Here is a 13,425-nt window from a genome sequence, read left to right on the forward strand (position 1 = left end):
GCGTGACTGCCGCCGGCTCCCCCTCCGTCAGTGCGGGAGCGGATCAGAACTTCGGCGCGTCGGGCGCCTCGAGCAGCCCCAGTCGCAGCGCGGTCATCAGGGCCTGCGCCCGGTTGGCCGCGCCGAGCTTCTCGTAGAGCTTCGAGATGTGCGTCTTCGCCGTCGACTCGCTGACGAAGAGCTGCTTGGCGATGCCGGCCACACTCATGCCGTCGGCGAGCAGGCGAAGCACCTGACCCTCGCGTGGGGAGAGCTGGGGGCCGGAGGGGGCCAGGCGGCGCTTCATCGCCTCGGCGAGGTCGGCGGCGGTGAAGGCGCTCGGCGACGAGGCGGCGTGCCGCGCCGCGGCGACGACCTCGTCGGCCGGGGCCGTCTTGGGCACGAAGGCGCTCGCGCCGGCTTCGAGGGCGCCGAAGAGCTGATCGTCGCCGGCGTACATCGTCAGGACGACGATGCCCATGGTGGCGCTGGACTTGCGCAGCGCGCGGGTGGCCTCGAGGCCGCTGCCGTCGGGGAGGCGCAGGTCCATGATCACAACGTCGGGCTGGAGGGCGCCGGCTTGACGGACGCCTTCCGCCGCGGTCGCGGCCTCGCCGACGACCTCGAACTGCCGGTCCCGCTCGAACGCGTGCCGCAGGCCCTTGCGGATCAAGTCGTGATCGTCGACAAGTAGGACCTTGGTACGGGTCGTGGGCGTGGGGCTGGTGGTCATGCTCCGGTTACTCCCCTTCTGGTGCTGTCACGCTATCGCGCACGCTATCGCGCCGAGGCGAGGTTCCCAGCACCACGGCCACGGTTGTCCCGCTGGGCTGTCGTGGACTGATCTCCAGCCGGCCCCGGATACGTTCCGCTCTCTCCGCCATGATCGCAAGACCGTACCTCCCGTCGGGGCGCTGGTCAGCGATGCCCTGACCGTCATCCGACACTTCAATTTGGGCATACGGCGGGTCCACCGCGCACGTTACCCAGAGATTCGCCGCCCCGGCGTGCTTACGGGCGTTGGTGATGGCCTCCTGCGCGATGCGCAGCAACTCGGCCTCCGTGGCGGCGGGAAGCCGGGCGGTCGACTCGTCCAGCGACAGGTGCACGCGCAGCCCCGCCGACGCGCCGACGGTGCGCGCGTACTCGGCGATCGCGGCCGCGAGCCCGCCGTGCCGGTCCACCTCGCTGCGCAGCTCGAAGAGACTCAGCCGCAGTTCGGTGATGACCCGGGTGACCTCGCCGCGCAGGGTCCGCAGCTCCTCCGCGGCCTCCTTGGCGTCCTCGGGAAGGGTGGCGAGGGTGTTGTCGATGCCGTACCCGACCATGACGAGTTCCTGCGCCACCCCGTCGTGAATCTCTCTCGCGAGCCGCTGCCGTTCCTCGTTGGTCGCGAGCGACCGTACGTCGTCGAAGAGGAGCGCGGCCTCCAGCCGCAGGGCGGCGGGTCGGGTGAGCGCGGTGACCAGCGTCACCACGGACGCGGGGTAGGCGTTGGCCGCATCGGCTTCGAGGGTGACCAGACCGATCGTGCGCACCCCGGCGACGAGCGGCACGACGAGCGCGGACACGTCGCCGCCGCGGTGCGAGCGGGCCTGTGAGCGGGACGCGGTCTGCGGCTGCTGGCTGGCCCACGCGTCGGCGATCGCCGAGTCGGCGTCGAGGGTGGTCTCCCAGTCGACCCGCTCCACGCCCGCCTGGGCCAGGACGACGAGGCGTCCGCCGCCACTGGCCGACAGCACCGCCATCCGGTCGGCCCGGGCCACGGTGCGCAGCTCCTCGATCAGGTGCTCCGAGATGCCACCCGGATCCAACGTGGCGCCCGGCAGTTGGCGGGCGACGCTGCGCAGCTGGGTCAGGAGCCGGGTCGCCTCGGCGTACGGCTGCGGCTTGCTCTCGCCGCGCGCCTGCATGATGCGCTGCAGCGTCCCGGCGGCCACCGTGCCGAGCGAGGCCAGGACCAGCCACTGGGCGCAGACGGCCAGGTAGCCGAGTTGGGTGATCTGGGGATCACCGCCGCTCTGCGTGATGACCCCGCTGGCCACCAGCGTGATCGCCGCCACGCCGAGCAGGGCCGCGCCCTCGCGGGTGCGGCGCTGCAGCGCGGCGACGGTCAGCGGCACCGACAGGTAGGGCAGCATCGCGGACGCGCCGAGGCCGGGGCCGAGCGACCCGCCGACGGCCGCCGCCGCGGCCACCTGGCTGGCGGCCAGCGCGACGATGACCACCTCGGCGAAGCGGCCGAGCGGGCCGAGCACCCGGTGCCGTGGCGCGACCACCGCGGGCACACCGGCGACCGCGAGCAGCCCGATCCAGCGCAGTTCGGTGACGTCGCGGGTGGTGATCAGCGTCAGGACCGCGACCAGCGCGAGCATGACGACCCGCGCCGCCGCGGCGAGCGGGTGCGGGCGGGCGGGAGCGGCTGGCGATACGGACACGTGACGGATCGTAGTCAGCTGCCGTAGATGGTGGCGATTTCGTCGGCGTACATCTTCTGCACGACGTTCCGCTTGATCTTGAGCGAGGGGGTCATCTCCCCGGTCGCCTCGGTGAAGTCGTGCGGCAGGATGCGGAACACCTTGATCGCCTCCGCCTTGGAGACCGCCGCGTTGGCCTCGTCGATCGCGGTCTGGATCTCGGCCCGGAGCCGGTCGTCCTCGCACAGCTCAGCGACGGTGGCGGTGGCCGGGAGCCCGGCCTCGGCCAGCCACTGCGGCCAGGCCTCTTCGTCGATGGTGATCAGCGCGGCGATGAACGGTTGCCGGTCGCCGACCACCATGGCCTGGCTGATCAGCGAGTGGACGCGGATCCGGTCCTCCAGGACGGCGGGGGCGACGTTCTTCCCTCCGGCCGTGACGATGATCTCCTTTTTCCGGCCGGTGATCTTCAGGAAGCCGTCCGCGTCGAGCTCGCCGAGGTCGCCGGTGTGGAACCAGCGCTCCTCGTCGAGCGCCTCCGCGGTCGCGGCGGGGTTGTTCCAGTACTCCCGGAACACCAGGTCGCCCTTGATCAGGACTTCGCCGTCGTCGCCGATCCGGATCGACACGCCGGGCAGAGGCCGGCCGACGGTGCCGAGCCGGATCGCGTTCTGCAGGTTGGCGGCCGCCGCCGGGGAGGTCTCGGTCAGGCCGTAACCCTCGTAGATCGTGACGCCGACGCCGCGGAAGAAGTGGGCGAGCCGGGGCCCGAGCGGGGCGCCGCCCGAGATGGCGGTCGCGCAGCGGCCACCGAGCGCCGCCCGGAGCTTGCCGTAGACCAGCCGGTCGAAGACCTTGTGCTGGAACTTCAGTCCGAGGCCCGGCCCGCCGGGGGTGTCCAGCGCCTCGCTGTAGGCGATCGCGACCTGCTCGGCCTTGTCGAAGATCTTGCCCTTGCCGTCGGCGTGGGCCTTCTGCTTGGCGCTGTTGTAGACCTTCTCGAACACCCGGGGGACCGAGAGCACGAAGGTCGGCTTGAAGTCCTGCAGCTCGGCAACGAGGTTCTTCGTGTCCGGCGCGTGCCGCATGGTGGCCCGGGCCTGCACGATGCCGATCTGGATCAACCGGGCGAACGAGTGCGCCAGTGGCAGGAACAGCAGCGTCGAGGCGCCCTCGTGGAAGAGGTTCGGCAGCACCGGGATCGCGTTGGAGATGTCCGAGTGCATGTTGCGGTGGGTCAGCACGCAGCCCTTGGGCCGCCCGGTGGTTCCGCTGGTGTAGATGATCGTGGCGATGTCGTCGGCCGTGGCGGCGCGCCGGCGCTCGTCGATCTCGGTGGCCTCCACCGAGGCGCCCCGGTCGCGCACGGCGTCGATGTCGCCGACGTCGATCTGCCACACCTCGCGCAGCGCCGGCAGCTGCTCGCGAACCCCGGCCACCGCCAGCGCGTGGTTGCTGGTCTCGACGAAACAGGCGATCGCGCCCGAGTCGGAGAGGATCCAGGCCATCTGCTCGGCGCTGGAGGTCTCGTAGATCGGCACGGTCACCGCGCCGACCGACCAGATCGCGTAGTCCAGCAGGGTCCACTCGTACCGCGTCTTGCTCATCAGCGCGACCCGGTCGCCGGGCTCGATGCCGGCGGCGACCAGCCCCCGGGCCACCGCGACCACGTCGTCGCGGAACTGCGCGCAGGTCACATCCGTCCAGCCCGTGGGGGTCGGGCGGGTGAACTGCACGCTGTCCGGAGCCAGCTCGGCGTTGTCCCAGACCGGATCGGTCAGGTTCGCCGCGTCACCGATGGTGACGGCCGGGGGTACGGAGAACTCGCGCACGTGCACTCCCTCGTGCTCTTCGGGGGGTGCCGGACGGGGTGGGGCCGTGGTGGGCCGGTCCGGCTGGAACGAAACCTACCCGGCGACCCGGGGCGGCTGCGCGCTCGCCCCGTCACCGGTCCATTTGACGTCCGGGCCGCGGGCGGGCGAGCCGGCCGATGGATCAAGGACGCGCACGGGGTAGCCTGCCCCCCATGGCGGACTCCTCCACTCAGTCGATCGTCATCGACGCGCCTCCACCGCAGGTGGCCGCGGCGATCTGTGACTTCGCCCGTTACCCCGAGTGGACCGAGGCGCTCAAGAGCGTCGAGGTGATCGAGGAGTACGAGGACGGTTACGCCAGCCAGGTGCGGTTCGTGCTCGACGCGGGCGTGCTGGTCGACGAGTACACGCTGGCGTACGAGTACGCCGAGGACATTTCGCGGATCGAGTGGCGCCTGGTCGGGTCCTCGAAGATGCAGAAACGCCAGACCGGGTCGTACGACCTCGACGACAACGGCGACGGCACGACCACGGTGACGTACACCCTTGAGGTGGAGCTCTCCGTCGGCATGCTCGGCATGTTCCGTCGCAAGGCCGAGAAAATGATCATGGATACCGCGTTGAAGCAGCTCAAGCGCCGGGTCGAGCGACCCGGCGAGGGTTCCTGACGGCAGACGGAGGAGCACGACGATGCGGGGCACCGATCCGGGTTCGGCGCGCGAGGAGGCCGAGCGCCTGGTGGTCACGGCGCTCGCCGCGGCCAGACTCGCCGCCGCCGGTCGCGGATCGGCGGGTCCGGGGCCGTTCGGCCCGCTCGGTGACGCGATCTTCGGCGTTTTCGGGCCCGGGTCGGGTCCCGGACGGCACGACGACGACGCGGCGGAGACCGCGAGCTTCGCCACCGGCAGCGCCGAGTGCTGCGTGTGTCCGCTCTGCCGCGTCATCGCCGCGCTCCGCGATCCCAGCCCGGAGTTCGCCGAGCGGCTCGCGACCGGCGCCGGCGACTTCGCCGCCGGGGTGGCGAGCCTGATGCGGTCGTTCGCCGCGGCCAGCGGCAGCGCCGGCGAAGCTCCGCATCCCGGGCCCGGTGGCTCCGGTCACCCTGCGCACCCCGGCTCCGCCCGTGCCGATGCCGCGCCGTCGCACCCCGGGGCGGCGCAGGACGACGTATGGCGCAGTGCCACCCGCTCCGGTGACGACGTCCGGTCCGCGCCCGCGCAGCGGGACACCTCGCCCCCGCCCGCGCAGCGTGACGTCTGGGCGACCGCGACGAGGGCATACGACGAGGATGGAGAGGGCTCCGCCGCGCCCGCCGACGCCGCTGACCGCTCCGCGTCCGCGCGTCCGGACGGGGCCAGGCCGATGGCGCGCAAGGCGGTCAAGCGGGCCGCCGGCGCGACGGCGCGGGAGGGCACCGCGCCGGCAGAGGCGACCACGCCGCCGAAGAAGGCGGCGCCCCCGCGGGTCGACCGTGATCCCGGTGCCGCCGGCCGCGGCGACGACGTGGGGCCGGGCGACGGGGTCTGACCCCGCGATGTGGCGGGCATAGCTCAGGGGCGGGGCCCCGGATCCTCGATCCGGCGCCGGGCACAGCAGAGGGGAGTGGCGGGGTGACGCTGACCATCGGAGTCGACATCGGTGGCACGAAGGTGGCCGGTGGTGTCGTCGATGCGGACGGCAACGTCCTGGCGCGCACTCGCCGGGACACTCCCGCCGACGACGTCGCCAAGACCCGCGATGTGATCGTCGATGTGGTCGCGGATCTCGCGGCGGCCCATCCGGTCGAGGCCGTCGGCATCGGGGCCGCGGGCTGGATCGACGCGGACCGCTCCACCGTGCTTTTCGCGCCGAACATCGCCTGGCGGGACGAGCCGCTGCGCGACTACGTCAGCGCGGCGGTCAACCTGCCGGTCATCGTGGAGAACGACGCCAACGTGGCGGCCTGGGGGGAGTTCCGCTACGGCGCCGCGCGGCACGCCGACGACTCCATGATCATGTTTACGGTCGGCACCGGCATCGGTGGCGGGATCGTGCTCGGCGGCGAACTCGTCCGTGGCGCGCACGGCATCGCCGCGGAACTCGGGCACATGCTCGCCGTGCCGGAGGGGCATCTGTGCGGCTGCGGCCGGCACGGCTGCATCGAGCAGTATGCCAGCGGCCACGCCCTGGTCCGGTTCGCCCGGGCCGGCGCGCGCCAGGAACCGGACCGCGCCGTCGGGCTGCTGGAGCTGGCCGGCGGGGACGCCGAGCTCATCACCGGTCCCATGGTCACGGCCGCGGCGCAGGCCGGCGATCCGGTCTCCCGGCAGGCGTTCGCGCAGATCGGGCACTGGCTGGGCATCGGACTGGCCGACATGGTGCAGATCCTCGACCCGGAGATCCTGGTTCTCGGCGGTGGCGTCGTCGAGGCGGGAGACCTGCTCCTCGGACCGACCCGGCGTTCCTATGTGGACGCGCTGGCGCAGCGTGGCAAACTACCGGTGGCCGAGGTCCGCCCGGCCGAGTTGGGCAACACCGCGGGCACGGTCGGGGCCGCCGACCTGGCCCGGCGGCGCTAGGCCTCCCACAAGGCCCGCCCGAGCACGCCGAGGCCCGGTGGTCGTACGGGCCCGGCGCGGCCGGGCGCCGTCCTGGTCGGGTGCGCCCGCGACGGCAGCGACGAGCGAGGAGTGGGACGTGAGTCAGGCACAGGCGTCCGACGATCGGACCGGGGGAGAACGGGCCGGGGACGTCCGCCTGCGGGTCCTCTCCTACAACGTGCACAGCCGCCGCGACGATCTCGACGCGCTGGCCGGCGTCGTCCGGGACCTCCGGCCCGACGTCATGATCGTCCAGGAGGCGCCGCGTCGCTTCCGGTGGCGGCAGAAGTGCGCGTCGCTGGCGGACTCGTTCGGGATGGTCGTCGCCGCTGGTGGCCTCCCCTCCCTGGGCAACCTGCTGCTCACCACCCTGCGGGTGCGGGTCGGCGACACCTGGTGCCTGCGATATCCGCTCACCCCCGGCCGGCACCTGCGGGGCGCCGCCTTCGCGCGCTGCGCCGTCGGCCCCGCCGCCTTCGTGGTGGCCGGTTCGCATCTGAGCACCGACCCGACCGAGCGACCCGCCCAGGCGGCCCTGCTCAAGCAGACGATGGCCGAGGTGCGGGTTCCGCTGATCGTCGGCGCCGACCTCAACGAGAACTCCGGCGGCGCTGCGTGGCGCACCATCGCCGACGGGCTCACCGACACCGCGATCGCCGCCGATCGCGCCGACCGGCTCACCTTCTCCTGCGCCAATCCCCGCGACCGGATCGACGCGCTCTTCGTCGACCGTCGCATCAAGGTGCTCGACTACGACGTGGTGGACACGCCGCAGGCCCGCCGGGCCAGCGACCACTTTCCCGTCCTCGCGGATCTGCTCGTGCCCTCCTCGGCCTGAGTCCGGCGCCGGGCCGGGCCCGCGCGCGATGGGTCCGCCCGAGGTCTGGACAAAGGGGCCGTGCAGCCGCGAGGATTTCGCAGCCCGCAGAGAAGGAGATTGCTCGGTGTCCACCTCCGCCGACCACGACAGCCACGAGCCGGTCGCCACCCTCTGGCGGGACGGGCGCCCGGTGTACGACCGCGGCGAAACGATCTGCGTCATCGGCGCGGGGGCCAGCGGCCTGGCCGCGGTGAAGAACCTCAAGGAGCACGGCTTCGCCGTCGACTGCTACGAGCGGGAAACCGGGGTCGGTGGCGCGTGGAACTGGCGCCACGACCGCAGCCCGGTCTACGCGAGCACCCACGTGATCTCGTCGAAGCCGTTCACCCAGTACCCGGACTTCCCCATGCCGGACTCGTGGCCGGACTACCCCCACCACAGCCAGCTCCTGTCCTACCTGGAGCGGTACGCCGACCATTTCGGACTCCGCCCCGCCATCTGGTTCGGGACCGAGGCGGTGCGCGCCGAGCCGGCCGACGGCGACCGTTGGGACGTGACCACCCGCAGCACCGGCGGCTACGGCACGGAGCGCACCCAGCGCTACGCGGCCGTGGTCGTCGCCAACGGGCACAACTGGGCGCCCAAGAACCCGAGCTACGAAGGGCTGGAGGAGTTCAAGGGCCAGGTCATGCACGCCTCGGCGTACAAGGACCCGGCGCAACTGCGCGGCAAGCGGGTGTTGGTGGTGGGCGCCGGCAACACCGGCTGCGACATCGCCGTCGAGGCCGCGCAGCAGGCGGCCCGCTGCTGGCACTCGACGCGGCGCGGCTACTGGTACGCCCCGAAGTACGTCCTGGGTCGCCCCGCCGACCAGGTCAACGACGCCGTGCTGGCGATGGGGCTGCCGCTGCGGATGCGGCAGTGGCTCTTCCACCGCATGTTGAAGATGACCGTCGGTGACCTGACCCGGTTCGGCCTTCCGGCGCCGGACCACAAGGTCTACGAGACGCACCCGATCGCCAACAGCCAACTCGTCTACTACGTCGGGCACGGCGCGATCACCCCGGTGCGCGACATCGTCCGGTTCCGGCGCAACTCGGTCGAACTCGTCGGCGGGGAGGAGATCGAACCCGATCTGGTCGTCTTCGCCACCGGTTACCTGCCCCGCTTCGACTTCCTCGACCCGAACGTGTTGGGCGACGACGGCAGCGGACGCCCCACCCTCTACCTCAACGCGTTCCCGCGCCGCCATCCCACCCTCGCGGTGGCCGGGCTGCTGCAGCCCGACTCGGGGCTCTTCACCCTGGTGCACTGGCAGACCGTGGCGATCGCCCGGTGGCTGCGGCTGCGCCAGACCGCCCCGGAACGGGCCGGCGGCTTCCAGGCGCGCGTCGAGTCCGACGCCGGGCGGCGCTGGCACGACGCCAAGGTGAAGGACTCGACGCGGCACTGGTTCGAGGTCAGCCACGTCGACTACCTGCGGGCGCTGCAGAAGACCCTGGACGAGTTGGAGGTGGCGGCGTGACGGGGCCGGCGAGAACACGGATCATCCGGGCCCGGGACTGGACCCGCCCGGTGCCAGCGGCCCGCCGCGAGGTGCTCGCCGCGACCCCCGAGGTGGACGAGGACAAACCGCCCGTACTCTTCGTGCCCGGCTTCGGCCACGGCGCCTGGATCTTCGGCGAGCACTGGCTGGAGCACGCCGCCTCGCGCGGCTTCCCGGCACACGCGGTGAGCCTGCGCGGCCACGGTGGCAGTGCGGCGGCCCCCAACGCGACGCTGCGGGCGTATGCGCATGACGTGGTGCAGGTGGCGGCGAGTCTGCCGCGCCAGGCGGTGCTGGTGGGGCACGGCGCCGGGGCGCTGGTGGTGAGCCATGCGCTGGCGCGCTATCCCGCCCGTGCCGGCGTGCTGGTCGCTCCGGTCCTCGGTGGCCTGGCCACCGTCGGGACGGCGCTGCGCCGCAACCCGGTCGGCACGCTGCCGGCCCTGGTCGGCGGGAAGTTGCGACTCAGCCGGCGGCAGCTGTTCAGCCGCGAGTTGCCCGACACGGTGGCCCGCACGTACGTGAGTCGACTCGGGCGGGCCGCGGCGCGCGCGCAATGGCAGGTGCTGACGCACCGGGCGCCGGAGCCGCCGGTCGGTGGCCCGCCGATGCTGGTGATCGGCAGTCCGCAGGACCGTGTGGTGCCGGCCCCGGCGCTGGACCGGGCGGCGCGGCGGTACGGCGGCGCCCCGCTGCTCTTTCCCGGCATGGGGCACGACCTGATGCTCGACGCGCGCTGGCGGGAACCGATCGACGCGATTCTCGACTGGTTGGACAAGCGCGCGTCCTTCTAGGTGGGGCGCGACCGCGGCGGTCAGGGTGTGAGGCGGGCGGCGAGCGCGCCGCTGCGGTCGAGGGCGGTCAGGTAGGAGCGTGCCCACGCCCGGATGTCGTGCACCCGCAGGTGGGCGCGCATCGACCGCATCCGGTCGGTGATGTCGGCGGGGCTGGCGTCCAGCGCGTGCAGCAGGGTCAACTTGAGGCCGTCGAGGTCGTGCGGATTGACCAGGTACGCCTGCTGGAACTCGGCGGCGGCGCCGGCGAACTCGCTGAGCAGCAGCGCGCCCGTGTCGTCGACGCGGGCGGCGACGTACTCCTTCGCGACCAGGTTCATGCCGTCGCGCAGCGGGGTGACCGCCATGATGTCGGCGACCCGGTAGAGCGCGGCCAGCTCGGACCGGTCGAAGGACTGGTTGAGGTAGTGGATCGCGGGCTCGCCGACCCGGCCGAATTCGCCGTTGATCCGCCCGACCTCGCGCTCCACCCGGTCGCGCAGGATCTGGTACTGCGCGACCCGCTCCCGGCTGGGGACCGCGACCTGCACCATCACCGTGTCGTGCACCTTGATGTGCCCCTCGGCGATCAGCTCGCTGAAGGCCTGCAGCCGATGTTCGATGCCCTTGGTGTAGTCCATCCGGTCGACGCTGAGGATGACGTGCTGCGGGTCGCCGAGGTCGGCGCGGAGCTGTACGGCCCGGGCCGCCACGTCCGGACGGGCGCTGAGTGCCTCCATCTCCGCCATGTCGATGGAGACCGGGAACGCGCCGACACGTACCACCCGCCCCTCGACCGCGATCCGCCGGTCGGTGGCCGGCACCTTGAGCACCTTGGCGGCGAGCTGGGCGAAGTTGTGCGCGGCCTGCACCCGCTGGAAGCCCACCAGGTCGGCGCCGAGCATGCCGAGCAGCAGCTCGGCGCGGCGGGGGAGCTGCATGAACAGCTCCGGTGGCGGGAACGGCACGTGCAGGAAGAACCCGATGAGCAGGTCGGGGCGGAGCGCCCGCAGCATGCCGGGCACCAGCTGGAGGTGGTAGTCCTGCACCCAGACCAGCGCGCCCGGCTCGGCGGTCTCCGCCGCCGCGTCGGCGAACCGCTGGTTGACCCGCTGGTACGCCTCCCACCACCGACGGTGGTAGGTCGGGTGCTCCACGGAGTCGTGGTAGAGCGGCCAGAGGGTGGCGTTGGCGAAGCCCTCGTAGTGGTCGCGGATGTCCTCGGCGGAGAGCGCGACGGCATGCATCCGTACGCCGTCGACGTCCGGGAGGGTGGGGGCGTCACCGGCGTCGCCGGTCCAGCCCACCCAGGTCGCGGGCGTCTGCTGGAGGATCGGGTGCAGGGCGCCGACCAGACCGCCCGGGCTGCGACGCCATTCGCAGGCGCCGTCGGGCGCCACGCTGTCGTCGACCGGCAGACGGTTGGCCACCACCACGAGAGAACTCTGTCGCATCCGGGCACCTCGTTTCGGCGAGGCGACAACCGCGTCCGACGAGCGATCGCGGGTCCGTGAGGGGGAATGGCCTACTAGAAGTATTCCTACTGACGGCACGTTACGCGAGCGTTGCAGAGTGCCCACATATCTCAATGCTGATGTGGTGCGCAGTATGTAACTCGCCTATACGACCGCGCCGTCGTCCGGGTCGTAGTCGTCGTCCTTGTCGGGACGGAGCCGCCAGATCAGCGTCACGAAGCCGGCCAGCACGCTGACGAAGCCGATCAGAATGACCAGGCCGCGATCGACCGGCAGCAGGTCGGGGAAGAAGAAGAGCACGAAGCCCGCGACGATGCCGAGCACGCCCACGGCGGCGTACTTCGACACGCTGGGCAGCGGCGGGGGCGGAGGCGGGGTGTAGCCCTCGTCGTCGTCCGGCAGATCCGCGCCGAAGGTGTCCAGACCGTCCAGAAGCGACGGCTCGTCACGGCGACGGCCGACGGAGATGCCGGAGATGTCGCCCGCGTACGGGAGTCGGTGCGGCTCGCCCGGTACGTCGGTTTTCCGCTCTGGCGTGCGTACTCCCGTACCCTCGCCGCCATCGGCGGCCGGTCGGTCCGGTCCCGGTTCGTCCACCCGGGGGGTCTCCGTGGCGGTGCCCGCCGGATCGAGGTCGCCCCGATCGCCGGCACCGTTGGTGGCCGGGAGGTTCTCCGAGGCGGGCCACGGGACCGCCGTGGGATCGACCCGGGCGTGGTAGCCCGCGACGATGCTGGCCCACGCCGCATCGACGTCGGGCTCGCGCGTCGGCTCGGTGGGAAGGGAGGATTCGTCCTCGGTCAACTGCGACAGGTAGCCGCGGGCGGTCTCGAGGTGGGCGCGGTCGACGAAGAGCCGGTCCACCGGTCGGGACGGCACCGTCGTCGTACGGGTGATCGGGTTGAGATCGGCGGAGGGCTGCAGATACGCGGCGATGCCACCGGCGGCGAGGACATCCAGCAGATGCTCGCCGACGCGCGGGTCTACGTCGCCCACGACGGCGTACTCGCTCGCGTCGAGGCCGTTGTCGCGCCGACCCCGACGTGCGCCGCCCGCTGACACCCGACACACTCCTCACCGGCGCGCCCGAGCGCCCGATCCCGATCCGGCGACGCGTCCCCAGGTGCGCGCGCCGTGCACTGAATCGTGACACGGCGGCCGCTGGTTGCGGGAGTGCGTTGTGGCGCGGCGTACCTGCTTCGTAGGCTCATTGCCGACAGTTCCGCGTACGCGACCGACGTGGGGAAGCGCGGAACATCTCGGAAAGGACACCGGTGCTGTACTGGCTGCTCAAGTACATCATCCTCGGCCCTGCGCTGAAGTTGATCTTTCGACCGCAGGTTGAGGGGAGGGAGCACGTCCCGGATTCGGGTCCGGCCATCCTCGCCAGCAACCACCTCTCCTTCTCCGACTCGATCTTCATGCCGCTCATGGTGAAGCGAAAGGTGACCTTCGTCGCAAAGGCGGAGTACTTCACCGGCAAGGGGATCAAAGGCTGGCTCATCAAGCAGTTCTTCGTCGGCACCGGCACGATTCCGGTGGACCGTTCCGGCGGCCGGGCGGCGCAGGCAGCGCTCGACACGCAGCTGCGGGTGCTGCGCGGCGGCAACCTCGCCGGCATCTATCCGGAAGGCACCCGCTCGCCGGACGGGCGGCTCTACCGCGGCAAGACGGGCGTGGCCCGGCTGGCGTTGGAGAGCGGCGCCCCGGTCATTCCGGTGGTGATGCTCAACGCCGACGAGATCCAGCCGCCCGGCGCGCTCATCCCGAAGATCAAGCGGGTGAAGATCCGCTTCGGTGCTCCGCTGGACTTCTCCCGCTACGCCGGGATGTCCGGTGACCGCTTCGTCGAGCGGGCGGTCACCGACGAGATCATGTACGACCTGATGGAGCTCTCCGGGCGGGAATACGTGGACATGTACGCCCAGAAGGCGAAGGCGCAGGCGGTGGTCCCCGCGCAGGCCGAGCCCCGCGAGAGCGTCGCAGCCTGACCCCCGCCCCCGTCGATCAAGGAGGGCCGAC

The 13,425-nt window shown here is 71.9% G+C and carries 12 protein-coding genes; 7 read left to right on the plus strand and 5 right to left on the minus strand.

From position 1 onward, the window contains the following. Positions 1-43: 43 nt before the first annotated feature. The 3 genes from AB0J06_RS12350 to AB0J06_RS12360 form a co-directional block, all read right to left on the minus strand. Positions 44-712, minus strand: a complete 669-nt coding sequence (locus AB0J06_RS12350) for a response regulator transcription factor (protein ID WP_130460771.1) — start codon at positions 710-712, stop codon at positions 44-46. Positions 713-719: 7 nt separating this feature from the next. Beyond that, a complete protein-coding gene (locus AB0J06_RS12355; RefSeq protein WP_357427773.1) occupies positions 720-2,354 on the minus strand; it encodes a GAF domain-containing sensor histidine kinase in 1,635 nt (544 codons plus the stop codon). A gap of 77 nt (positions 2,355-2,431) precedes the next feature. Next, positions 2,432-4,228, minus strand: a complete 1,797-nt coding sequence (locus AB0J06_RS12360) for a long-chain fatty acid--CoA ligase (protein WP_357427614.1) — start codon at positions 4,226-4,228, stop codon at positions 2,432-2,434. Positions 4,229-4,422: 194 nt separating this feature from the next. Here AB0J06_RS12360 and AB0J06_RS12365 point away from each other — a divergent pair, with 194 nt between their 5' ends. From AB0J06_RS12365 to AB0J06_RS12390, 6 genes are all read left to right on the plus strand, one after another. Continuing rightward, positions 4,423-4,878 carry an SRPBCC family protein gene (locus tag AB0J06_RS12365; RefSeq protein WP_357427616.1) on the plus strand — a complete coding sequence of 152 codons (456 nt, stop codon included), beginning with the start codon at positions 4,423-4,425 and terminating at the stop codon, positions 4,876-4,878. Between the two features lie 22 nt (positions 4,879-4,900). After that, the gene (locus tag AB0J06_RS12370) at positions 4,901-5,737 is read left to right on the plus strand and encodes a hypothetical protein (RefSeq protein ID WP_357427618.1); all 837 of its coding nucleotides are present in this window, start codon (positions 4,901-4,903) and stop codon (positions 5,735-5,737) included. An 83-nt stretch (positions 5,738-5,820) separates the two neighbouring features. Beyond that, positions 5,821-6,768 (plus strand): ROK family glucokinase, encoded by a 948-nt coding sequence (locus AB0J06_RS12375; RefSeq protein ID WP_357427620.1) that lies wholly within the window; start codon positions 5,821-5,823, stop codon positions 6,766-6,768. Positions 6,769-6,886: 118 nt separating this feature from the next. After that, a complete protein-coding gene (locus tag AB0J06_RS12380) occupies positions 6,887-7,627 on the plus strand; it encodes an endonuclease/exonuclease/phosphatase family protein (RefSeq protein WP_357427622.1) in 741 nt (246 codons plus the stop codon). Positions 7,628-7,733: 106 nt separating this feature from the next. Next, a complete protein-coding gene (locus tag AB0J06_RS12385; RefSeq protein WP_357427624.1) occupies positions 7,734-9,134 on the plus strand; it encodes an NAD(P)-binding domain-containing protein in 1,401 nt (466 codons plus the stop codon). Further along, the gene (locus AB0J06_RS12390) at positions 9,131-9,949 is read left to right on the plus strand and encodes an alpha/beta fold hydrolase (protein ID WP_357427626.1); all 819 of its coding nucleotides are present in this window, start codon (positions 9,131-9,133) and stop codon (positions 9,947-9,949) included. The genes AB0J06_RS12385 and AB0J06_RS12390 overlap by 4 nt, the downstream gene beginning before the upstream one ends. 20 nt (positions 9,950-9,969) lie before the next feature. On the opposite strand, the gene AB0J06_RS12395 is transcribed toward AB0J06_RS12390, so the two are convergent. Both AB0J06_RS12395 and AB0J06_RS12400 read right to left on the minus strand, forming a co-directional pair. Continuing rightward, the gene (locus AB0J06_RS12395; protein ID WP_357427628.1) at positions 9,970-11,382 is read right to left on the minus strand and encodes a trehalose-6-phosphate synthase; all 1,413 of its coding nucleotides are present in this window, start codon (positions 11,380-11,382) and stop codon (positions 9,970-9,972) included. Between the two features lie 165 nt (positions 11,383-11,547). Then, positions 11,548-12,465 (minus strand): DUF308 domain-containing protein, encoded by a 918-nt coding sequence (locus AB0J06_RS12400; protein ID WP_357427630.1) that lies wholly within the window; start codon positions 12,463-12,465, stop codon positions 11,548-11,550. Positions 12,466-12,677: 212 nt separating this feature from the next. On the opposite strand from AB0J06_RS12400, the gene AB0J06_RS12405 reads away from it, so the two are divergent. Next, positions 12,678-13,394: a lysophospholipid acyltransferase family protein gene (locus tag AB0J06_RS12405; RefSeq protein WP_357427632.1), complete on the plus strand. Its 717-nt coding sequence runs from the start codon at positions 12,678-12,680 to the stop codon at positions 13,392-13,394. The last annotated feature ends 31 nt before the right edge of the window (positions 13,395-13,425 follow it).

This window comes from Micromonospora sp. NPDC049679, from assembly GCF_040659735.1.
Taxonomy (GTDB): domain Bacteria; phylum Actinomycetota; class Actinomycetes; order Mycobacteriales; family Micromonosporaceae; genus Micromonospora_I.